This is a genomic window from Pseudoflavonifractor sp. AF19-9AC (genome assembly GCF_003478995.1).
Classification (GTDB): Bacteria; Bacillota; Clostridia; order Oscillospirales; family Oscillospiraceae; genus Lawsonibacter.
The window spans coordinates 117,460-140,017 of record NZ_QUGI01000005.1; the positions used below are offsets into that span (position 1 = coordinate 117,460).

The following is a 22,558-nucleotide window of genomic DNA, read 5'->3' on the forward strand; positions in this document are numbered from 1 at the left end:
ACGGGCATTTACAATGCCCTATCCCGCCTCCCCCGGACCCCCTGATATGTTTACGGGGGAGCCATCAAGAACGCAGAAAATATCTTACCGGCGCGGGAAAAGCCCAGGATTGGTGTCTAAGTGCCAACCGCTGCCGCTAAGAGGCGGTTGGATTACCTCCTGCTCCTACAAGATACAACGCGCCTAACGTTTTGCTCTCGCGGGAGGGCTCAGGCGGGCCGCCCCGTCACCGGGACGTGCGCGGGATTGGCGAAACGTGCTGCAAGACGCACTTCGTTCCGGTGCCGTACCCGACTGCGGGTTTCGTCGCCTGCTTCGCAGGTTTTTCGCTGGACCTTTCAGGGCATCGCCAGCCCCCGGGGGGTACATCCGATAGGGGGCCGACTCCCCCTGTCAGGGGGAGATGTCGAGCGAAGCGAGACAGAGGGGGAAGGGACCCGCAGCGGGAACCCAATGGAAGCCCAGCGTAGCGGGTTCCATTGGGAGAGGACGAGCGACGGAATGAATGAGCCTTGTCCTTTAGGGCGAGGCGAAGGATATGCAGTCCGCGAGGACGAGATTGGTCGTTTTAAGGAGAGGGGATTTCAAAGGGGAGAGGCCGATTCCCCCTATCAGGGGGAAATGTCCCAAATGGACAAAGGGGGTAGGGTACTCGAAATCCCTCTCCCCTTTGACGGTTCTTTGGTGACTTTCTGTCCGGACAGAAAGTCACTCGCCCCGGAGGGCGAAATACTCATTTACTTCCTGGGATAAGGCTCCCGCACGTCGGTGAGCCCTAGTATATAATCCACGCTGGTATGGAAAAAGGATGCCAGGGTACGGAGCGAAGAAATAGGAATGTTCAGCCGGCCCAGTTCATAGTCGGAGTAGGTGGTCTGATGGACATTAAGCAGCTGCGCCATGTCCTGTTGAGAGAGGTCTTGGTCCTCTCGGAGAGCCCGTAAATGGTCCAACATGGAATCACCTCAGGGCTATTATGGAATAAGGGATATTCCCTTATTGATTTTTAAGGGAATATCCCTTAAAATAAAGTGAGGTGACTCGCTTATGAAAAAAGACACCGAAACAAAACGGGTGCAGGTTACCCTTCCACTGGAACTGTACCAGGCCCTGCAACAACAGGCACAGGAAGAGCTGCGCTCCATTCCTGCCCAGATCCGTCAGATCCTGAAAGTAAATTTGCTCTCCCAAGAACAGCATGGAACCAGACTCCGCAAATAAAAAGTCCCGGACTGCCATCAGTCCGGGACTTCCTATTTTCGTTATTCCTCGTCCAGCTTGAGAACAGCCATAAATGCCTCGGTGGGCAACTGTACGGTGCCCAGAGTACGCATTTTCTTCTTGCCTTCCTTCTGCTTTTCCAGCAACTTCTTCTTCCGGGTAATATCGCCGCCGTAGCACTTGGCCAGCACGTCCTTGCGCATGGCCTTCACCGTCTCGCGGGCAATAATCTTGCCGCCGATGGCCGCCTGAACGGGCACCTCGAAGAGCTGGCGGGGGATATTCTCCTTCAGCTTCTCGCAGATTTTCCGGGCCCGGGCGTAGGCCTTGTCCTTGTGGACAATGAAGCTAAGAGCGTCTACCTGGTCGCCGTTGAGCAGCAGGTCCACCTTTACCAGATTGCTGGGCTGGTAGCCCTCCAGCTCGTAGTCCAGAGAGGCGTAGCCCTTGGTGCGGGCCTTCAGAGCATCGAAGAAGTCGTAGATGATCTCGCCGATGGGCATGGAGTAGTGGAGCTCCACCAGGTTGGTGTCCAGGTACTGCATGTCTTTAAAGATGCCCCGGCGCTCCTGGCACATGGGCATGATGTTGCCCACGTAGTCGGGGGGCGAGATGATGGACACCTTGGCGAAGGGCTCCCGGGCCTCAGAGATGGCGCCGGGATCGGGATAATTGTGGGGGTTATCCACCCGAACTACAGTCCCATCTGTTTTGGTTACCTCATAAATTACCGAGGGTAATGTGGTTACCAGGTCCAGATCGAACTCACGCTCCAGCCGCTCCTGGATGATCTCCATGTGGAGCATGCCCAGGAAGCCGCAGCGGAAGCCGAAGCCCAGGGCCACGGAGGACTCGGGCTCGAAGGAGAGGGAAGCGTCATTGAGCTGCAGCTTCTCCAGAGCGTCCCGCAGGTCGGGGTACTTGGAGCCGTCCTCGGTGTAGATGCCGCAGTAGACCATGGCCTGGGCGGGGCGGTAGCCGGGGAGGGCCTCGGCGGCGGGCGTCTCCACGCCCGTAATGGTGTCGCCCACCCGGGTGTCCTTCACATTTTTGATGGAGGCGGTGAACCAGCCCACCTCGCCGGCCTCCAAAGCGTCGCAGGAGTCCATGCCCAGGGGGCGCAGATAGCCGCAGTCCAGCACCTGATAGGTGGCGCCCGAGGCCATCATCTTCACCTGCATGCCCTTTTTCAGGGTGCCCTCCATCACCCGGAAGTAGACGATGACGCCCACATAGGGGTCATACTGGCTGTCGAAGATCAGGGCCTTCAGGGGGGCGTTGGGGTCGCCGGTGGGGGCGGGGATGTTCTGGACGATGTCCTCCAGCACGGCGGGGATGTTGATGCCCTGCTTGGCGGAAATCTCCGGGGCGTCCTGGGCGGGCAGAGCCAGAATGTTTTCAATCTCATCCTTTACCCGCTGGGGATCGGCGGCGGGCAGGTCGATTTTGTTGACCACAGGCAGGATCTCCAGGTCGTGCTCCATGGCCAGATAGGTGTTGGCCAGGGTCTGAGCCTCAATGCCCTGGGAGGCGTCCACAATGAGCACCGCACCTTCGCAGGCGGCCAGAGAGCGGGAGACCTCGTAGTTGAAGTCCACGTGGCCCGGGGTATCGATGAGGTTCAGGGCGTAGGTGCTGCCGTCCTGGGCCTTGTAGTCCAGACGGACGGCACGGGCCTTGATGGTAATGCCACGCTCCTTCTCCAGGTCCATGTTGTCCAGCAGCTGAGACTCCATCTGTCTCTGCTCCACCGCCCCGCACAGCTCAATAAGCCGGTCGGACAGCGTAGATTTGCCATGATCAATGTGGGCGATAATGGAAAAGTTACGGATTTTAGATTGGTCAGTCATAGGCAAAAAACCTCCATAGGGAATAACCCCGGCAAACGCCCGGGAAGAGGCGCTTCGGGGAGAAAAACCAGTCTTTACTTGCTCTTTCGGGTGGCGGTGATGCCGTTGACCCGCTCGCCGGTGTTGTGGACGATCTGGAGCAGGGACTGGTAGAGACCGGGGTAGTTCTGGGCCAGATCATCATTGGTCATCCCGGGCAGATTGCCCTTGGCCTTTGTGTGAGCGGCCAGGGCGTCCATCAGCTCCGCCTCTGAGCAGCGCATGTCCGCCTCGGGCAGGCCGGCCTCAAAGTGGGTGCGGGAGACGGAGAAGAAGGCGGGGTTGTTGTCGGGATTGGCTTGGTACAGGCGGCGGTACATCTTATAGACGGCGGTGGACAGGTAGTCCGAGGCGGCCTTGATGGCCTCCCGGCTGCCCGTCTTGGCCAGCAGATCGAAGAGCAGACCGATGGAATTGACCAGCAGCTTTTTGCTCAGCATGGCCAGCACGCTCCCCTTCAGGGAGTTGTCCTTCTCCTGGCTCAAATCGTACAGCTCCTCGGGGGCGATGGTGGTGCCGTCCCGGCTGAGAGTGCGGCCCAGGAGAAAGTCGGCGGATACACCGTAGTAGTCGCAGGCCTTTACCACGAAGGAGAGGCCGGGCTCCCGGATGCCGTTTTCGTAGTGGCTGAGCAGAGCCTGGGAGATGCCCAGCTCCGCGGCGGCGGCGCGCTGGCTCACCTTTTTCTCCCGGCGGAGCAGGGACAGGGTGCGGGAAAATTCTGAATTCACAATCGTCACCTCAAACAAAACAATACACAACGTAAAGTATAACTGAAACCAATACCAATCGTAAAGAGGAAAGGGAAAAAATCCTCGCCTCTTTTTCCAGAAAAATTTGTGGGAAGAGCTGGGGAAATCAGGATGTGTACTCTTGAAATTTCCAGGGGAAAATGCTACCATAGTCACCGAGAACAGCCCGCGGAAACGCGCTGATTTTGTATCTGGAGGAACGCTGTATGTTTAAGAAGCTGATTGAAATTCTGAAAGCTCATCCCCGCAAGATTGTCTTTACCGAGGGCACTGACCCCCGCATCCTGGAGGCTTCCGCCCGTCTGCTGTCCGGAACCTTCCTGACCCCCGTCCTGGTGGGCAACGAGCAGGAGATTCTGGCTGCTGCTGAGGAGGCCGGCTTCAACATTCGCGGCGCTATCATCATTGATCCCGAGACCTATGAGGAAATGGACGAAATGGTAGCCCGCATGGTGGAGCTGCGCAAGGGCAAGATGACCGAGGAGGACTGCCGCGCCGCGCTGAAGAAGAGCAACTACTTCGGTACCATGCTGGTGGCCATGGGCAAGGCCGACGCCCTGCTGGGCGGCGCCACCTACTCCACCGCCGACACCGTCCGTCCCGCCCTGCAGCTGGTGAAGACCAAGCCCGGCAACTCCATCGTCTCCTCCTGCTTCATTCTGGTCCGTCCTTCCGCCACCGGCGACAACGACGTGCTGGCCATGGCCGACTGCGCCATCAACATCAAGCCCAACGAGGACGAACTGGTGGAGATCGCCTCCGAGACCGTCTCCTGCGCCAAGATCTTCGGCATCGATCCCAAGGTGGCCTTCCTGAGCTACTCCACCTTCGGTTCCGGCAAGGGCGAGGACGTGGACAAGATGCGCAACGCCGCCGAGAAGGCCAAGCTGGCTATGCCCAATGTGCCCATCGAGGGCGAGCTGCAGTTTGACGCCGCCGTGTCTCCCCGTGTGGCCCAGACCAAGTGCAAGGGCTCCAAGGTGGCCGGTTACGCCAACACCTTCATCTTCCCCGACATCAACGCCGGCAACATCGGCTACAAGATTGCCCAGCGTCTGGGTTCCTTCGAGGCCTACGGCCCCATCCTGCTGGGCCTGAACGCCCCCATCAACGACCTCTCCCGCGGCTGCAACGCCCAGGAGGTCTACTCCATGGCCATTATCACCGCTGCCCTGGCCTAAATTACACGAACAGGAAAAGGGAGCGCCCTTTGTGGGCGCTCCCTTTTTGCGCTGTGTGCAAAACCCACAAAGGGAACTGCACCTGGGAGTTGGTTTTCTCACCCAAACCAGAAAGCCCCAGGGGGCAAACCCCTTGAAAAAGTGGGGGGCGGCGATTACAATAAGTGGGAAACGAGAAGAAAGGGAAGGAAAATGGGTATGGCTCAGACAGAAAACACCCAAAAGACCCTGAACGATCTGAAGCCGGGCCAGAGCGGCACCATCCTGACGGTGGGCAACCAGTCGGGAGCGGTGAAACGCCGGCTGGTGGATATGGGCCTGACGCCGGGGACAGAGGTCAAGGTGACCAAGATTGCCCCCCTGGGCGACCCCCTGGAGGTGAGCCTGCGGGGCTATGAGCTGTCTCTGCGCCGTGCGGACGCCCTGCAGATTGAGATGGGACCTGTCCAGCTGGCCCGGAGCAACCAGGCCCGAAAGGCGGTTACCCACCCCGCCGACCCGGAGGTGCTGCGCCGGCAGATTCAGGACCACGAGCATGAGCTGAACGTGCACAGCACAGGCTATGACGCCGAGGCCCACGACCGCCGGCCCATGCGGATCGCCCTGGCGGGCAACCCCAACTGCGGCAAGACCACCCTCTTCAACGCCCTAACCGGCTCCAACCAGTATGTGGGCAACTGGCCGGGGGTCACCGTGGAGAAGAAGGAGGGCACAGCCCACTTGGGGGACAAGAGCTTCACAGTGGTGGACCTGCCGGGCATCTACTCCCTGTCCCCCTACTCCATGGAGGAGATTGTCACCCGGGACTTCGTCATCGAGGAGGAGCCCGACTGCGTCATTGACATTGTGGACGCCACCAACCTGGAGCGAAACCTCTATCTGACGGTGCAGCTGCTGGAGCTGGAGCGGCCCATGGTGGTGGCCCTGAACTTCATGGACGAGGTGGCCAAGCGGGGGGACCAAATCGACGTGCAGCGGCTGGCCAAGGGGCTGGGGATTCCCGTGGTGCCCATCACGGCCAAGACGGGGGAGGGGCTGGAGGAGCTTCTCCACACCGCCCACCGCCAGATGCACCTGGGCTGCACCGTGGAGCCCGACGACCTCTATGACAGCTACACCCACGACATCCACCACCGCATGGGCGCCCTCATCCACGACTACGCCTACGCCGCCCACCTCCCCGCCCACTGGGCCTCCATCAAGCTGCTGGAGGGGGACGACATTGTGGCCAAGGCCCTGAAGCTGCCCCCGGAAGTGGAGGAGAAGCTGGAGGGCATTATTACCGAGTACGAGAGCTCCAGCGACCTGGGCGACCGGGAGACCCTCATCGCCGACAGCCGCTACCAGTATATTGAGCGGGTGGTCTCCGCCTCCGTCACCCGGGGCAAGGGGGCGGATGAGCCCACCCTCACGGAGAAAATTGACCGGGTGGTGACCCACCGCCTGCTGGCCATCCCCCTGTTTCTGTGCACCATGCTGGTGATGTTCGCCATCACCTTCGGCCCCTTCGGCGCCTGGCTGTCCGACCTGGTGGGCGCAGCCATTGAGACCTTCGGTGGCTGGCTGGGGGACGCCCTCACGGAAGCGGGAGCCTCGGCGGTGCTGGTGTCCCTGCTGCGGGACGGCATCATCGGCGGCGTGGGAGGAGTTCTCACCTTCCTGCCCCAGATCGCCCTGCTGTTCTTCTTCCTCAGCTTTCTGGAGGACTCGGGCTACATGTCCCGGGCCGCCTTCATCATGGACCGGTTGCTGCGGCGGTTCGGCCTCTCCGGCAAGGCCTTCATCCCCATGCTCATGGGCTTTGGCTGCACGGTGCCCGCCATCATGGGCGCCCGCACCATGGAAAATGAGAAGGACCGGCGCATGACCATTCTGCTGGTCCCCTTCATGTCCTGCTCGGCCAAGCTGCCGGTGTACGGCCTTCTGGCCTCCGCCTTCTTCGGAGCCTGGGCGGGGTTGGTGGTCTTCGGATTGTACGTCATCGGCATGGCGGTGGGCATTCTGTCCGGTCTTTTCTTCAAACACACCCTCTTTGCCGGGGAACCCGCCCCCTTCGTGCTGGAGCTGCCCCCCTACCGCCTGCCCTCTCTGGGGAACATCATGACCCACGTGTGGCAGAAGGTGAAGGGCTTCCTCATCAAGGCCGGCACCTTGATTCTGCTCATGTCCGTGCTGCTGTGGCTTCTGCAGACCTTCGACTTCTCCCTCCATATGGTGGAGGACGCCTCCCAGAGCATGCTGGGCGCCCTGGGCTCGGCCATTGCCCCCATCTTTGCCCCCTGCGGCTTCGGCTACTGGCAGGCGGCGGTGGCCCTGCTCACCGGTCTCATCGCCAAGGAGATGGTGGTCTCCTCTCTGTCCATGTTCTACGGCTTCTCCATCACCGCCGCCGGCGGTGTGGTGGCCGCCGCCATGACCGGATTTACCCCCCTGTCCGCCTTTGCCATGCTGGTGTTCATCCTGCTGTATGTGCCCTGCGTGGCCGCCGTGTCCACTCTGTTCAAGGAGATGGGCAGCCCCAAGTGGGCCTTCTTCTCCATCGCCTGGCAGCTGGGCTGCGCCTATGTGATGTCCCTCTTGGTCTACCAGGTGGGCAGCCTGCTGCTGTAAACTCATTTCTATGCGAGGTACGATATTGTGATCAAACTCATTTCTCTGGACCTGGACGGCACCCTGCTGGGGCCGGACGGAGACCTGACCCCCGGCGCGGCCGGGGCCATCGCCCGGGCCCGAGAGGCTGGGCTGCGGGTGGTGCTGAACACCGGCCGCCCCATGACGGAGGCCGGGCACTTTGCCCGGGAGGCGGGCTGTGACAACCTGGTCTCCTGCCTGGGCGGCGCCCTGCTGGGGGACGCCCAAACAGGAGCGGAGCTGCGCCGCTGGGACATCCCCGAGCCCTGGGGCTCCCGCGCCCTGGAAATCTGCCTGGGCCGGGGGCTGGAGATCACCATTTTCTCCGGCTACCAGGTGGTGCTGGACCCCTTCTCCAAGGAGTCTTTGCTGCGCACCTATCCCTACCCTCAGTTCCACACCGAGGCCATTGTGGCGGAGGATCCCCTGACCTATATGAAGGAGCGGAACATGCCCGTGACCAAGATCCACGGGGACTTTGGCCCCTGTCCCCGGGCGGAGCTGGAGCAGCTGGAGCAGCTGGAGCTCACCACCTCCACGCCCACCGACTTTGAGATCATCCCCAGGGGGGTCAACAAGGGGAGCACCCTGGCCCTCATCGCCCTGATGTACGGCATCCCTCTGGAGCAGTGTGCCGCCGTGGGGGACAGCGAGAACGACCTGCCCATGCTGGAAGCGGCAGGGTTGTCCATCGCCATGGGCAACGCCCCGGAGCATGTGCGGGCGGCCGCTCAGCGTGTGGTAGACACCAACGCCCAGGGGGGCGTGGTCCAAGCCATTCTGGGCTGTCTGGAGCGCTGAACTGGAGCAGAACGGCTGATATTCCGGCCGGAACCATTGGTTCCGGCCGGAATTTTTTCTTTTTTTTCTTGACCTTCCTCCTGGTGGAGGGTGTAGGGTGGGGCGCAGACGGAGGAAAATGGAAGATTTTTTTAATAAAACTTTTAAGTTTTCTTAGGTGGAATCTAAGTTTTCCTTCGTACAATGGGAACACGCAAAACGCGTATGGGCCGCCCCGTCGGGGCGGCCCGCGATGGGCGTGAGGCCCGAACAAGTCTCAGAAGGAGAACAATATATGGAAGCGACACAGGTGGAAACCCAGGAGAGGCAGCCAGAGACCAAGGAGAAGAAAAAACTGTCCCTGAAGCTGCCCAAAAAGGGAAAGAAGTGGAAACGGATTGTGGCCCTGCTGGCGGTTGCGGCCCTGGCGGCGTGGTGGTTCGTGCTTCGGCCCATGGGGTCGTCAGGCGAGAACGTGGGCACCGGGTTGTATCGGACCGAGAGCGCCCAGGTGCGGGACCTGACGGTTTCCGTAAACGGTTCGGGCACTGTGACCCCCATTGAGTCCTATAATGTGCGGGCTCTGGTCACCGGAGAAATTCTGGAGGCCCCCTTCGAGGTGGGGGACCGGATTGAGAAGGGGGACCTTCTCTACCGGCTGGATGCCGGGGAGGCGGAGACCGCCCTCCAGCAGGCCCAGCTGGCTCTGCGCCAGGCCCAGCTGAGCTACGACGAGCTCTCCTCCGGCATGACTCCCTCTGCGGGGACTGCCGGAGTGGTCCAGTCCGTGCAGGTGCAGAAGGGGCAGGTAATTTCTGCCGGCACTCCCATCGCGGAGATTGCCGACACCTCCACCATGACCCTCACCTTGCCCTTCCAGTCCGCTGACGCTCAGCGGCTGTCCCGGGGCCAGAGTGCCCAGGTGACCATCGCCGGGACGGGGGAGATCCTCAACGGCACTGTGGAGTCGGTGGCCTCTGCCGACCTGGTGGGGGCGGGAGGCGCCCTGGTGCGCCAGGTCACCCTGCGGGTCCACAATCCCGGCGCCCTCACGGAGACAACTTCCGCTACCGCCGTGGTGGGGAATGTGGCCTGTGCGGGCAGCGGCACCTTTGCTGCCAACGCCAAGCAGACCGTGACGGCCCGGTCCGGCGGCGAGGTGACCCAGATCCACGTCACTGCCGGTACCAGGGTGTCCGCCGGCACTGCTCTGGTGACTCTGGGCGGGGAGACAGCCCAAAATGCCCTGGAAAACGCCTCCATCGCGGTGGAAAACGCCCGCCTCTCCCTCCAGCGGGCCCAGGACGCTCTGGACAACTACACCGTCACCTCCCCCATCTCGGGCACCGTCATCGAGAAGAACTTCAAGCAGGGGGATAAGCTGGACAGCAGCAGCACCGGCGCCCTGGCGGTGCTGTATGACCTCAGTCGGCTGAAGCTGTCCATGAACGTCAGCGAGTTGAACATCGGTCAGGTAAAGGCGGGACAGCAGGTGGAGATCACCGCCGAGGCCCTGCCCGGTGAGACCTTCCTGGGCACGGTGGATCAGGTAAGCATCAACGGCACCACCACCAACGGCTTTACCACTTATCCCGTGACCATCCTGCTGGAGGAGTACGGCTCCCTGAATCCCGGCATGAACGTGTCGGCCAAAATCATTGTGGAGCGGGCCGAGGGTGCCCTCAGCGTCCCCGTGGAGGCAGTGAACAGCGACGGCACCGTGCTGGTACCCGGCGAGGGTGCGCTGAACCCGGACGGCACCGTGGCCGACCTCTCCAAGGCGGAGCGCCGGGCGGTGACTCTGGGCCGGGGCGATCAGGCGTACATCGAGATTACCTCCGGGCTGAAGGAGGGGGACGTGGTGCTGGTTCCCGTCCAGGTCGTTGATGACCTGGCCGGCGGAGCGTCCTCCGCCGTGGTGGTGACGGGAGGCTGATCGGCGGTGGAACACCTCATTGAGCTGCGGGACATCTACAAGATTTACCCCATGGGGGATGAGATTGTCCATGCCCTGGACGGGGTGAGCCTGTCCATTGACCGGGGGGAGTTTGTGGCCATTGTAGGCTCCTCCGGTTCCGGTAAGTCCACCGCCATGAACATCATCGGCTGTCTGGACGTGCCCACCAGCGGAAGCTACCACCTGGGGGGCGTGGACGTGTCCACCATGGACGACGACCAGCAGGCGGAGATCCGCAACAAGATGCTGGGCTTTATCTTCCAGCAGTATAACCTCATTCCCAAGCTGGACATTCTGGAAAATGTGGAGCTGCCCCTGCTGTACGCCGGGGTGGCTGCGGAGGAGCGCCGCCGCCGGGCCATCCAGGCCTTGGAGCGGGTAGGGCTGGCGGAGAAGCGAAAGCACCTGCCCAGCCAGCTCTCCGGCGGCCAGCAGCAGCGGGTATCCATCGCCCGGGCCCTGGCGGGTGACCCCTCGGTCATCCTGGCCGACGAGCCCACCGGCGCTCTGGACTCCCGCACCGGCCGGGAGGTGCTGGGCTTTCTCAAAAAGCTCAACCGGGAGGGGGACACGGTAGTCCTCATCACCCATGATAACTCCATCGCCGTGCAGGCCGACCGGATTATCCGCCTCCAGGACGGGAAAATCATCTATGACGGGGACGCCCGCGACCCCCGGGCGGTGGTCCGGCCGGGCGAAGAGCTCCCGGAGGCCGGAGAGGAGGGGAAGACATGAATTTTACCCAATCCTTCCGCCTGGCCCTGAAGGCCCTGACCACCAGCAAAATGCGCTCCCTTCTGACCATGTTGGGCATTATCATCGGCGTGGCGGCGGTCATCGTCATCCTGGCCCTGGGCAACGGGGTGCAGGGGATGATCAACCAGCAGGTGGATAAGCTGGGCATCAATATGATTCAGACCACCGTGTGGGGGCGGGGAGACGGCACCACCATGAACCTGGATCCCCAGGCCATGTACGACCTGGTGGAGGAGCACCCCGACGTGCTCTCCGGTGTGTCCCCCTACGTCTCCCTCACCGCCACCCTGCGCCGGGGGGACACCAAGTACGACAAGACCAAGCTCTACGGCGTCAGCGAGGTCATGTATAACAGCGCCAAGGGCACCACCTTGGACGGCGGGTCCCTGGCCCAGGGGCGCTTTCTCTCCTATCTGGATGTGACCCGGCGGCAGAACGTGTGCGTCATCGGAGCCTATCTGGCCCAGGAGGCCTTCGGAGGCGACGCTCTGGGCAGGAAGCTGTCCATCAACGGCGCCACCTACACCGTCATCGGGGTGCTGAAGCAGCAGGGCCAGACCCTGGAAAAGGGAGGGACGGATGACCGGATTTACCTCCCCTATGAGAACGCCATGGAGATCATGGGCTCCCGGATGGTGACCTTTTATATCTTTACCAGCACCTCCGGCGACACCGCTGCCGATGCAAAGGTGGTGATCGACGGGATGCTGGAGAAATTCTTCCAGAGCACGGATGCCTACTACACCACCACCATGGCCGAGCAGGCCAACCTCATCAACGCCATGATGGGGGCCGCCATGGCTGTGCTGGTGGCCATTGCCGCCGTCTCTCTGCTGGTGGGCGGCATCGGCATCATGAACATTATGCTGGTCTCGGTGACCGAACGCACCCGGGAAATCGGCATCCGCAAATCCTTGGGTGCCAAGCGGCGGGACATCCGGCGTCAGTTTGTCATTGAGGCGGGGACCACCTCCGCCATCGGCGGACTGCTGGGCATCGGCCTTGGGTGCCTGCTGGCCACGGGGGTAGGGTCTCTGATCGGCGCGTCCCTGTCCGCCCAGATGGGCGGGGCCTCCTTCCACGCCACTCCCACCCTGGGGGCGGTGGCCATCAGCTTCGGCGTGTCTGTGGGCATCGGCATCCTCTTTGGATACCTGCCCGCCAACAAGGCCGCCAAGCTCAACCCCATTGACGCGCTGCGCTACGACTGACGGCCCGCAGGCGCCTGCCCGAGAGAGCAGCGTGCGGGTTTTCCGCGGCGGGACAGAGCCCGCCCTACAACAAGGGGACACAGTAGTCCCCGCAGGAGGAATATTGTTATGAGACATCGACTTTCTGCCGCCCTGCTGGCGCTGTGCCTGACCGCCGGGCTGGTGCTGCCCGCCGCCGCGGCCGGGACGGTCCCCTCCCAGTCGGAGGCCGCCCAGGTGGTCCAGACTCTGGGCATTATGTCCGGGGATGACCGGGGCAATCTGAACCTGGAGAGCCCGGTGACCCGGGCGGAATTTATCACCATGGCGGTGAAGGCCCTGCCGGGGGGCGGGGAAATCGGCCAGGCGGCCACCTCTCCCTACCCCGACGTGCCCCGGAGCCACTGGGCCTCCGGCTATGTGGAGATGGGAGTAAAGGCTGGGCTGGTCTCCGGCTTCAGCGACGGCACCTTCCGCCCCAACCACCGCATCACCCTGGCGGAGGGGGCCACCATTGTGCTGCAGCTGCTGGGCTACGGCCCCTCCGACCTCACCGGGGCCTACCCCACGGGGCAGCTGGCCATGTACCGAAGCCTGGGGCTGGACAAGGGTGTGACGGCCACCCAGGCCGGGACGGAGCTGAAACGGCTGGACGCCATGTACCTCTTCTATAACCTGATGACCACCAAAAATAAGGAGGGCCAGGTGTACCTCACCACCCTGGGCTACTCCCTGAATGAGGCGGGGGAGATCGACCTGGTGGCCCTGGTGGGGGCCTCCATGGAGGGGCCGGTGGTGGCTCAGGGGGACTGGAAGTCCAGCTTGCCCATTGCCCTGTCCTCCGCCAAGGTGTATCGGGACGGAGTGGCGGTGAACGCCAGCGCCATCCAGGAGTACGACGTGCTCTACTATAACCGCTCCATGGCCACCCTGTGGGCCTATTCCGACAAGGTGACGGGTACCATCCAGGCCCTGGAGCCCTCCGGGGCCAGCCCCACCTCGGTGACGGTGGCCGGGCGCACCTGCACCATTGAGACGGCCTCCGCCGCCTACGCCCTCTCCAACCTGGGCCAGTACTGCCTGGGCGACACCGTTACCCTGCTGCTGGGCCGCACCGGCGGCGTGGCCGCTGTGGTGAAGGGTGTGGCCGCCCAGAACAGCGAAAAGGTGGGCGTGGTAACCGCGGTGGAGAACGCCTCCTACCCCGACGGCAAGGGCGGCAGCTACACCGCCCAGACCGTCACCCTGCTGGCCACCCACGGCCAGAGCTACCGCTATCCTTACAAAGCCACGGGCATGAAGGCCGGGGACCTGGTGCGGGTCACCGTCTCCGATGAAGCGGGCGGCGTCACCCTGCGGCGGCTGACCTCCGTCTCCCTCTCCGGCAAGGTGAACGCCGCCGGGACCAAGGTGGGCAGCTACTCTCTGGCGGACAATGCGGAGATTCTGGACGTGAGCGGCGGCTACGGCCTGCGGGTGTATCCCCAGCGTTTGGCAGGGGTGAGCCTGTCCGAATCTGCGGTGAAGTATTACTCCCTCAACAGCGCCGGTGAGATTGAACGGCTCATCCTCAGCGACGTCACCGGTGACATGCACCACTACGGCATCCTGGAGGAGATTCGGGAGACCCCGGTGAGCGAGTTTTCCACCTACTACTCCTATGTGCTGAACGTGGCGGGCAGTCAGGTGGTGATGCCCGACAGCACCACCCGCTATCCGGTGGAGGAGGGCCCCGTGTGCATCAAGGGCAGCCCCACCGCGCCTGAGCGGCTGGCCCGGCTCACCTCTGCGGGAACGGGCACGGTGGTCAGCGGCAAATTCGAGGTGAAGAACACCCGCTATGCCATCTCGGAGCAGCTGGTGGTCTATGAGTATCGGAACGGCAGCTACTACCTCTCCACCCTGGCCCGGGTGCAGGAGGAGGGTTATACCCTCACCGGCTGGTACGACAAGGCGGAGAGCGCCGGCGGCCGGCTGCGGGTGATTGTGGCCCGGTAATCGTTCAGAACGTCAAAAAGGGAGCGCCCATTGAGGGCGCTCCCTTTTTTCATATGGATGTAAGAGGACGATCAGGCGGTGAGCACAAAGCCCTCCTCCGTCTCCTGAAGGTCCACGCCAAGAGCGGAGCACAGGTCGGAGACCGATAAGTAAAGATGGTTCTCCAGGGTCAGCACCGGGTCCGTCAGACGGAGGGTCACTCCGTCCACCCGGCAGCGCTGCCCGGAGACACACTCCAGCTGGCGTTCCCCGTTGGTGAGGGAGAGCAGGTCGCTCTCCTCCGTCCGGGTCCAGCCCAGGGCCAGGGCGGTCTCCTCCACGGGGAGATACCAGTCACCCTCCAGACAGAGGGGGGAACTGCTCAGCGTGAGGGCCTGTCCCTCCCAGAGGATAGCGGGGGCCTCCCCCCAGCCGGAGGGCTGAGCGGCAAAGTACTCCTCCAGAGTCAGCCCCTCCTCCATGCACACCGCGGCAATTTCGGTGCCCACATAGCGGTAGTGCCAGGGCTCAAAGCGGTAGCCGGTGATGGCGTCCTTCCCCTCGGGGTAGCGGAGGATGAAGCCGTACTGGGCGCAGTGCTCCTGGAGCCAGGCGTAGGCGGGGGTGCGCTCAAAGTGGTCCAGCATGCTGGCACTGTTGATGTCCAGGGCCAGACCGGTCTGGTGCTCGGAGTAGCCGGGACGGGCGGAAAAGGTGTCGGTAAAGCTCTGGCTGTACTGACTGAGGTTGCGATTATAGATGGTTTTCTGGGTGGAATAGGAGCGGTAGGCCGACTTGCTGCGCAGGGAGATGCCGTCCTCCTTGGCGGCCTTCACCATGGCGGAGAAGGCTTCCGCGGCCTCCGGGGCCAGGGAGCCGGAGCCCAGACCGGTGAGGGGCACCAGCTTGGGCACATAGCTGGAGGGCAGGGCGTGGTATTTATTCACCAGCATCTGGGTATCGCTGCTGCCCGAAGCAAGGGAGAGCTCCTCTGTGTCCTGGTAGAAGGGGCGGTCCAGCCCCATGTTTACCTGCCGGACCACCTCCTGGGCGCTGAGGTCAGGGTGGTCCTGAAGGTAGGCGGAATACCAGTCCAGCAGCTCCTCGCGGCTGTTGGGCTGGGCCAGCACCTGGGCCCAGGCGGGGGAGAGGGCGCTCTCCTTGACTACCTGGGACAGATCAGAGCCAAAGCGGTTCCACAGCCGGGCCGCCGCGGCCTGGTCAAGACCCAGCTGGTCCAGCTGGGCGGCCTGGGCCTCGTAGAGCAGAGCCTGCTCCCGCAGGGACTGCCAGCGGGAGGGGACGGAGACGGCGGGCACCGCCTGGGCGATCTGGGTGGAGGAGACCGCCCCCACGGAGAGGGGAATCAGCACAATCAGACCGGCGGTGAGCACAGCGGCCAGCCGGCGCACAGGAACAGACGGGGACATGATGATAAAACCTCCTGCGGGTGGAAATCTCGAAAGGAACGGCCGTCAGCCGGGAAACAGGGAGAGAAAATAGGACAGCAGGGGCGCGCCGTCCACTCGGTCCGGGCGGCGGTACAGGGCCAGGCGCTCGGGGTGGAACTGGACCCCCAGAATGGGACGGCTTTGATGCTCCAGGGCCTCGGCAAAGCCGCCCTCCGCCCAGGCAATGGCCCGCAGGCCCTCCCCCAGCCGGCCCACCGCCTGGTGGTGCCAGCTGTTCACCGGGAACACCGGGCCGTAAAGGGAAGCGAGAACGCTGTCCTCTGCCGCCCGGATGGGATGGACCTGGTCCTCCTTCTCCCGGGGAACGTGGAAGGGGCGCACGCTGGGGGGCAGATCCTGGATGATGTCGCCCCCCAGGGCCACATTGATGACCTGCATGCCCCGGCAGATGCCCAGAATGGGCTTGCCCGCCTGATAGAAGGCGTCAAAGAGACGAAGCTCCGCCCGGTCCCGCACCCGGTCCGGGGGATTGGAGCCCCGGTCCTCCTGACCAAAGAGGGTGCTCTCCAAATCGCCTCCGCCGCACAGCACCAGGCCGTCGCAGGTAAGGTCAGGCTCCGGGGCGTAGCCGGCGAAGGAACAGGCCCCCAGCTGACTGAGGGCCTGAACATAGTGATCCGTGCCTCCGGCCTCGCCGGAGAGTTGAAGACGAAGGGGTCGGTTCATAAATGAGGGGCTCCTTCTCCCCAAACGGGGCTCATACCTCCTGCATGGCGGCGTCCTGAGCCGTGCGGGCATGAACCAAAGCAATGATCAGGTCCACCGCGCCTTCAATGCCGGTGGTGCTGGAGTTGAGAGTCAGGTCATACCGGCGCATGTCGCCCCAGGTGTGGCCGGTGTAGTAGTTATAGTAGTTGGAGCGGCCCCGGTCCATAAGGGTGACCCGGCGCTCCATGTCGTCGGCGGGAATGTGGTACTCCTCCACGCACCGCTCCACCCGGGAGGGCAGATCGGCGTAGACAAAGACCTTCAGGCACTCCGGGCGGTTGCCCAGCACATAGTCGCTGCACCGGCCCACGATGACGCAGGGGCCCTCGTCGGCCAGCTCACGGATGACCTCCGCCTGGGCAAAAAAGGCCTGGTGGCTGACGGGCACGCCCTGGTGGGCAAAGGCGGGAGTGCCGATGCCAATGGGGGCGATGGACAGGTGGAAGCGGCTGCGGGCCCGTTCCTCCGCCCGGGCAATGAAGTCCGGGGACAGGCCGCTCTTTTCCGAGGTCTTCTGGATAATGGTACGGTCATAGCAGGGGATCCCCAGGCGGGCAGCCAGGCGCTTGCCAATTAAGCGGCCGCCGCTGCCGAACTCACGGCTGATGGAAATCACATAGTTGCTCATGGTATCCCTCCCGCGCTCAGTGGGATTCTCCCAGGCCTGCTCTGGTGAGCAGAACCAAGGGCGGATCCTTTTCTATATTATAGCGGAAACCGAAGAAAATGACAACGAAAATCTGCGCTCCGCCGTGCCCGGAGCAAAATCCCCCAAATACCGGAAAAGAGCGGGGAAGAATAGACAAAAATGGAATGGAATATTCTGCAGGTTCAACAAAAATACGAAAGCTTGAAAAAAGGCTCTTGCACTTTTTGGGAAAATCAGTATGATGACAAACGAATTGGAAACGTTACCGGAAGGGGGATGACCCCTCCGGGGCAGGGAGGAATGGGCACATGACCATCAAGGACATCGCCCGGCTTTCCGGGTGCGGCGTGGCCACCGTCTCCCGGGTGCTCAACGGGCACCGGGATGTGAGCGAGGAGACCCGCCGCCGGGTGCTGGCGGTGGTGGAGGAGCAGGGCTTCGAGCCCAATGCCAACGCCAAAAATCTCAAGCAGCAGGCGGGCAAGAGCGTGGCCGTGCTGGTGAAGGGCAGCCAGAACCTGCTCTTTGCCGATCTGGTGGAGCAGGTGCAGATCCGGCTGGGGGAGCGGGGCCAGGAAACCGCACTCTACTACCTGGACGAGGACCGGGACGAGGTGGCCTACGCCCGGCAGCTGTGCCGGGAGCGGAAGCCCCAGGGGCTGCTGTTTTTAGGGGGCGATCTGGAGTGCTTCCGCCGGGGCTTCGGGGACATTCATACCCCGGCGGTGCTGCTCACCAACGGGGCGGGGGAGCTGGACTTTCCCAATCTCTCCTCCTTGACCACCGACGACCGGGCGGCCGCCCACCAGGTGATTGCCTACCTGGCCGGGCGGGGCCACCGCCGCATCGGCGTGCTGGGGGGCAACGACTCCCACGCCCAGATCAGCCACCTGCGTCTGGTGGGCTGCCAGGACGCCTTTGCCCGCCTGGACTTGCCCTTTGACTTCCAGAGCCAGTACCAGCCCTGCCGCTACTCCCTGGCCGAGGCCTACGAGGCGGCCGGGCAGCTGCTGGACCGGGAGCCCGGCCTCACCGCCATCTTTGCCCTGGGTGACGTCATTGCGCTGGGCTGCATCCGGGCCCTGATGGACCGGGGACGGCGGGTGCCGGAGGACATCTCGGTGGTGGGCTACGACGGGGTGGCCCTGTCCCGGTACAGCATCCCCCGGCTGACCACGGTGCGGCAGGATACCGCCGCCCTGGCGGAGCAGGGGGTGGAGCTGCTGCTGGGACACATCCAGGGCGAGCAGACCCAGCCCGTCCACCGGACGGTCCCCTTCCTCCTGGTGGAGGGGGAGAGCGTGGCCCGGCTGGACGGGAAATCATGAGAGGAAGTGCGGTTTTATGAGACGAGCGGGAATTTTAATGGCCATCTCCTCCTTGCCCTCCCCCTACGGGATTGGCACCCTGGGAGCCGAGGCCCGGGCCTTTGCGGACTTTTTGCAGGCGGGGGGACAGAGCTGCTGGCAGATTCTGCCCATCGGTCCCACCAGCTACGGGGACTCCCCCTACCAGTCCTTCTCCTCCTATGCGGGCAACCCCTACTTTATTGACCTGGATGAGCTGGCAGGGGAGGGCCTGTTGGAGCCGGAGGAGTACCGGACTCTCAATTGGGGGGACGACCCGGAGCGGGTGGACTACCCCCGGCTTTACAAGCTGCGCTTCCCGGTGCTGCGGCTGGCCTGCGAGCGGCTGTGGAAACAAAAAGAGGCGGAGGTGGAGGAATTCTGCCGGGAAAACCGGGCCTGGCTGGAGGACTACGCCCTTTTCATGGCCCTGAAAGACAAGCATAAGGGCAAGAGCTGGCAGGAGTGGCCCCGGGGGGAGCGCCTTCGCCAGAAGGCGGCCCTGGAGAAGGCCCGCCGCACCCTGGAGGAGGAAATCCGCTTCTGGAAGGGGGTGCAGTACCTCTTTTTCCGTCAGTGGCGGGCGCTGAAGCGGTACGCCAATGACCGGGGGATCTCCATTCTGGGGGACCTGCCCATCTACGTCTCCGGGGACAGCGCCGACGTGTGGGCAAACCCGGAGCAGTTCCAGCTGGACGAAGAGGGGCGGCCCACCGAGGTGGCCGGCTGTCCCCCCGACGGCTTCTCCGAGGACGGCCAGCTGTGGGGCAACCCCCTCTTCAACTGGGAGCGGATGAAGGAGGAGGGCTACCGGTGGTGGCTTGCCCGCATCGCCTTCCAGTTCACCATCTACGACAGCCTGCGTATCGACCACTTCCGGGGCTTTGACTCCTACTACGCCATCCCCTACGGGGACAAGACCGCCCGCAACGGCCACTGGCGGCCCGGACCGGGCATCGAGTTCTTCCAGACAGTGAAGAAAACGCTGGGTAGGAAGGACATCATCGCCGAGGACCTGGGCTTCCTCACCCCCTCGGTGCGCCGGATGCTGCGTCAGTCGGGTTACCCCGGTATGAAAGTGCTGGAGTTCGCCTTCGACAGCCGGGACACGGGCAGCGACTACCTGCCCCACTGCTACACCCCCCACTGCGTGGTCTACACCGGCACCCACGACAACGACACCATCCAGGGCTGGATGGCCTCCGCCCCCCGGAAGGACGTGGCCTTCGCCAAGGAGTACCTGCGCCTCAGCCGCCGGGAGGGCTACCACTGGGGCATGATGCGCGCGGCCTGGGCCTCCGCCGCCGACCTGGCGGTGATGCAGATGCAGGACCTGCTGGGCCTGGGCAGCGAGGCAAGGATGAACATCCCCTCCACCCTGGGGGGTAACTGGATGTGGCGGGCGCTGCCCGGCAGCGGCTCTCCCTCTCTGGCCCGGCGGCTCCGCCGGGAGATGAAGGTCTACCAGCGGCTGCCCCGGCCGAAAAAAGGGAAGTAAACCGGACTGTCCGTCGCCGCCGCCGCTCCTAATCGGCATGGTTATTTTTCACAAAAACGCCTCCTTTTTGCCGCTGAGTGGGAAGTTTTGGGTTAAACTTTGGTAAAATTGTGCAGAATTTCACCAAAAAATATTTGACGCGAGGGCGCGGGACTGCTATACTGACGCCAGAATCCGAATTGGAAACGTTTCCGATATCCTTGCGGAGAGGAGTTTTTTCCATGCAACTGAACGAGCGACTGTTTCAACTGACCCAGGAGCGGTATGGCCTGTCCCCCGACCAGTGCGGGGATCAGGAGCTGTACGAGGCCCTGCTGCTGCTCACCCGGGACATGGCCCTGGCGCGTCCGGCGCCGGAGGGCGGGCGGAAGCTCTATTATTTTTCGGCGGAGTTCCTGGTGGGCAAGCTGCTGAGCAACAACCTGCTGGCCCTGGGCATTTACGACCAGGTGAAGGCCATGCTGGCCGACCTGGGCCGGGACATCAGCACGATTGAGTCCCTGGAGCCCGAGCCCTCCCTGGGCAACGGCGGGCTGGGCCGTCTGGCCGCCTGCTTCCTGGACTCCATCGCCGCCCTGGGGCTCAACGGCGACGGAGTGGGCCTCAACTACCACTACGGCCTGTTCCGCCAGCAGTTCAAGAACCACAAGCAGACCGAGCACCCCGACCCCTGGCTGGAGAAGGACAGCTGGCTTGTTCCCACCGGCCGGACCTTCACTGTGCCCTTCGGAAAGGGAGAGGTCAAGGCGGTGTGCTACGATCTGCCGGTGCCCGGCGCGGGCAGCGGCATCGCCAACCGGCTCCACCTCTTTGACGTGGAGGAGCCCGCCGCCCAGCCCTGGGTGGGCATCGATTTCGACAAGGGGGATATCGCCCACAACCTCACCTCCTTCCTCTATCCCGACGACAGCGACGAGGCGGGGCGGCTCCTCCGGGTGTACCAGCAGTACTTCATGGTGTCTGCCGGCGCCCAGCTCATCCTCCAGGAGCTGGAGGAGCGGGGCTATGCCTTGGATACCCTCTCTGACCACGTGGTCATCCAAATCAACGACACCCACCCCTCCATGGTCATTCCTGAGCTCATCCGCCTGCTCACCGACCGGGGCATGTCCGTGAACCAGGCCATCAGCCAGGTGAGCCGCACCTGTGCCTACACCAACCACACCATTCTGGCCGAGGCCCTGGAGAAGTGGCCCATCGCCTACCTGGAGACGGTGGCGCCCCAGCTGGTGCCCATCATCCGGGAGCTGGACCGCCGGGTGAAGGAGGCCTACCCCGACCCCAAGGTGGCCATCATCGATGAGCAGGACCGGGTGCACATGGCCCACATGGACATCCACTACGGCTTTTCCGTCAACGGAGTGGCCGCTCTGCACACCGAGATCCTGAAAAATTCCGAGCTCAAGGCCTTCTATGACCTCTATCCCGGGAAGTTCAACAACAAAACAAACGGCGTCACCTTCCGCCGCTGGCTGGAGGGCTGCAATCCCGAGCTCACCGCCCTCATTGACAAGTGCATCGGCAAGGACTGGCGGCAGGATACCCGGAAGCTGGAGGGCCTCATGGCCTTCACCGAGGACGAGAAAGTGCTGGAGGAGCTGCTGGCCATCAAGCAGACGAAGAAGGACCAGCTGTGCCGGGCCATCTGGCACCGCCAGGGCATTGAGCTGGACCCCAAGTCGGTGTTCGACATCCAGATCAAGCGCCTGCACGAGTATAAGCGCCAGCAGATGAACGCCCTTTACCTCATTTATAAGTACCTGGAAATCAAGGCGGGCCACCTGCCTGAGCGGCCGGTGACGGTGATCTTCGGCGCCAAGGCGGCCCCCGCCTACGTCATGGCAAAGCACATCATCCACCTCATCCTGTGCCTGCGGCAGCTCATTGAGCAGGACCCCCAGGTGCGGCCCTGGCTGCGGGTGGCCATGGTGGAGAACTACAACGTCACTTGGGCCGAGACCCTCATTCCCGCCTGCGACATCTCTGAGCAGATCTCCCTGGCCTCCAAGGAGGCCAGCGGCACCGGCAACATGAAGCTCATGGCCAACGGCGCCGTCACCCTGGGCACCATGGACGGAGCCAACGTGGAGATTGCCCAGCTGGTGGGAGAGGAGAATATCTACACCTTCGGAACCTCCAGCGAGCAGGTGATGGACCTGTATGCCCAGGGCAGCTACCGCTCCCTGGACTGCTACCACCGCCCCCAGGTGGAGCGGCTGGTGGACTTCCTGGTGTCCCCGGAGCTGCTGGCGGTGGGTGACCCCGCCAGTCTGGCCACACTGTGGAAGGATATGAAGAACAAGGACTGGTTCATGGCCCTTCTGGACGTGGAGGACTACATCGCCGCCAAGGAGCGGTGCATCCACGACTACGGCGATCGCACGGCCTGGGCCAAAAAGATGCTGGTGAACATTGCCAAGTCGGGGTATTTCTCCTCCGACCGCACCATCGCCCAGTATAATCAGGATATCTGGCACCTGAAGTAATATAAAATGATAGAAAAAACGCCCGGACCTCTTTCTTAGAGGACCGGGCGTTTTCTTATGGGAAT

18 protein-coding genes are annotated in these 22,558 nt (G+C 63.1%); 12 read left to right on the forward strand and 6 right to left on the reverse strand.

The window, feature by feature from the left end; translation table 11 throughout:
• Positions 1 to 737: 737 nt before the first annotated feature.
• Positions 738 to 956, reverse strand: a complete 219-nt coding sequence (locus tag DWX58_RS09825) for a helix-turn-helix transcriptional regulator (protein WP_118643424.1) — start codon at positions 954 to 956, stop codon at positions 738 to 740.
• A 91-nt stretch (positions 957 to 1,047) separates the two neighbouring features.
• On the opposite strand from DWX58_RS09825, the gene DWX58_RS09830 reads away from it, so the two are divergent.
• Positions 1,048 to 1,221, forward strand: a complete 174-nt coding sequence (locus DWX58_RS09830) for a hypothetical protein (RefSeq protein ID WP_118643426.1) — start codon at positions 1,048 to 1,050, stop codon at positions 1,219 to 1,221.
• A gap of 41 nt (positions 1,222 to 1,262) precedes the next feature.
• On the opposite strand, the gene lepA is transcribed toward DWX58_RS09830, so the two are convergent.
• Positions 1,263 to 3,071, reverse strand: coding sequence for a translation elongation factor 4 (gene lepA, locus DWX58_RS09835; RefSeq protein WP_118643428.1), 1,809 nt, complete (start codon positions 3,069 to 3,071; stop codon positions 1,263 to 1,265).
• Positions 3,072 to 3,145: 74 nt separating this feature from the next.
• Positions 3,146 to 3,841 carry a helix-turn-helix domain-containing protein gene (locus DWX58_RS09840; RefSeq protein WP_118643430.1) on the reverse strand — a complete coding sequence of 232 codons (696 nt, stop codon included), beginning with the start codon at positions 3,839 to 3,841 and terminating at the stop codon, positions 3,146 to 3,148.
• A 227-nt stretch (positions 3,842 to 4,068) separates the two neighbouring features.
• On the opposite strand from DWX58_RS09840, the gene pta reads away from it, so the two are divergent.
• The 7 genes from pta to DWX58_RS09875 all read left to right on the forward strand — a co-directional run bounded on the left by pta (position 4,069) and on the right by DWX58_RS09875 (position 14,355).
• Positions 4,069 to 5,043, forward strand: a complete 975-nt coding sequence (pta, locus tag DWX58_RS09845) for a phosphate acetyltransferase (protein WP_118643432.1) — start codon at positions 4,069 to 4,071, stop codon at positions 5,041 to 5,043.
• A gap of 198 nt (positions 5,044 to 5,241) precedes the next feature.
• Entirely contained in the window at positions 5,242 to 7,653 is a 2,412-nt protein-coding gene (gene feoB / locus DWX58_RS09850; protein WP_118643434.1) for a ferrous iron transport protein B, read from the forward strand.
• Between the two features lie 27 nt (positions 7,654 to 7,680).
• The gene (locus tag DWX58_RS09855) at positions 7,681 to 8,475 is read left to right on the forward strand and encodes a Cof-type HAD-IIB family hydrolase (RefSeq protein WP_158579249.1); all 795 of its coding nucleotides are present in this window, start codon (positions 7,681 to 7,683) and stop codon (positions 8,473 to 8,475) included.
• Between the two features lie 274 nt (positions 8,476 to 8,749).
• On the forward strand, positions 8,750 to 10,390 hold the full coding sequence (locus DWX58_RS09860) for an efflux RND transporter periplasmic adaptor subunit (protein ID WP_158579250.1): 1,641 nt from the start codon (positions 8,750 to 8,752) through the stop codon (positions 10,388 to 10,390).
• Between the two features lie 6 nt (positions 10,391 to 10,396).
• On the forward strand, positions 10,397 to 11,146 hold the full coding sequence (locus DWX58_RS09865) for an ABC transporter ATP-binding protein (RefSeq protein WP_347559170.1): 750 nt from the start codon (positions 10,397 to 10,399) through the stop codon (positions 11,144 to 11,146).
• Complete coding sequence (locus tag DWX58_RS09870) at positions 11,143 to 12,378, forward strand: ABC transporter permease (RefSeq protein ID WP_118643440.1); 1,236 nt, start codon at positions 11,143 to 11,145, stop codon at positions 12,376 to 12,378. The genes DWX58_RS09865 and DWX58_RS09870 overlap by 4 nt, the downstream gene beginning before the upstream one ends.
• Before the next feature lie 108 nt (positions 12,379 to 12,486).
• On the forward strand, positions 12,487 to 14,355 hold the full coding sequence (locus tag DWX58_RS09875) for an S-layer homology domain-containing protein (protein ID WP_118643442.1): 1,869 nt from the start codon (positions 12,487 to 12,489) through the stop codon (positions 14,353 to 14,355).
• A 71-nt stretch (positions 14,356 to 14,426) separates the two neighbouring features.
• On the opposite strand, the gene DWX58_RS09880 is transcribed toward DWX58_RS09875, so the two are convergent.
• The 3 genes from DWX58_RS09880 to DWX58_RS09890 are packed head-to-tail and all read right to left on the reverse strand — an operon-like array spanning position 14,427 to position 17,142.
• On the reverse strand, positions 14,427 to 15,764 hold the full coding sequence (locus DWX58_RS09880) for a D-alanyl-D-alanine carboxypeptidase family protein (protein WP_118643444.1): 1,338 nt from the start codon (positions 15,762 to 15,764) through the stop codon (positions 14,427 to 14,429).
• A gap of 45 nt (positions 15,765 to 15,809) precedes the next feature.
• Entirely contained in the window at positions 15,810 to 16,472 is a 663-nt protein-coding gene (locus DWX58_RS09885) for a gamma-glutamyl-gamma-aminobutyrate hydrolase family protein (protein ID WP_158579251.1), read from the reverse strand.
• Between the two features lie 31 nt (positions 16,473 to 16,503).
• Complete coding sequence (locus DWX58_RS09890; protein ID WP_118643448.1) at positions 16,504 to 17,142, reverse strand: cytidylate kinase-like family protein; 639 nt, start codon at positions 17,140 to 17,142, stop codon at positions 16,504 to 16,506.
• 98 nt (positions 17,143 to 17,240) lie between these two features.
• On the opposite strand from DWX58_RS09890, the gene DWX58_RS15395 reads away from it, so the two are divergent.
• From DWX58_RS15395 to DWX58_RS09905, 4 genes are all read left to right on the forward strand, one after another.
• A complete protein-coding gene (locus DWX58_RS15395) occupies positions 17,241 to 17,405 on the forward strand; it encodes a hypothetical protein (protein ID WP_199648757.1) in 165 nt (54 codons plus the stop codon).
• A gap of 66 nt (positions 17,406 to 17,471) precedes the next feature.
• Positions 17,472 to 18,491 (forward strand): LacI family DNA-binding transcriptional regulator, encoded by a 1,020-nt coding sequence (locus DWX58_RS09895; protein WP_118643450.1) that lies wholly within the window; start codon positions 17,472 to 17,474, stop codon positions 18,489 to 18,491.
• Between the two features lie 16 nt (positions 18,492 to 18,507).
• Complete coding sequence (malQ, locus tag DWX58_RS09900) at positions 18,508 to 20,007, forward strand: 4-alpha-glucanotransferase (protein ID WP_118643452.1); 1,500 nt, start codon at positions 18,508 to 18,510, stop codon at positions 20,005 to 20,007.
• A gap of 221 nt (positions 20,008 to 20,228) precedes the next feature.
• Positions 20,229 to 22,493, forward strand: a complete 2,265-nt coding sequence (locus DWX58_RS09905) for a glycogen/starch/alpha-glucan phosphorylase (protein ID WP_118643454.1) — start codon at positions 20,229 to 20,231, stop codon at positions 22,491 to 22,493.
• The last annotated feature ends 65 nt before the right edge of the window (positions 22,494 to 22,558 follow it).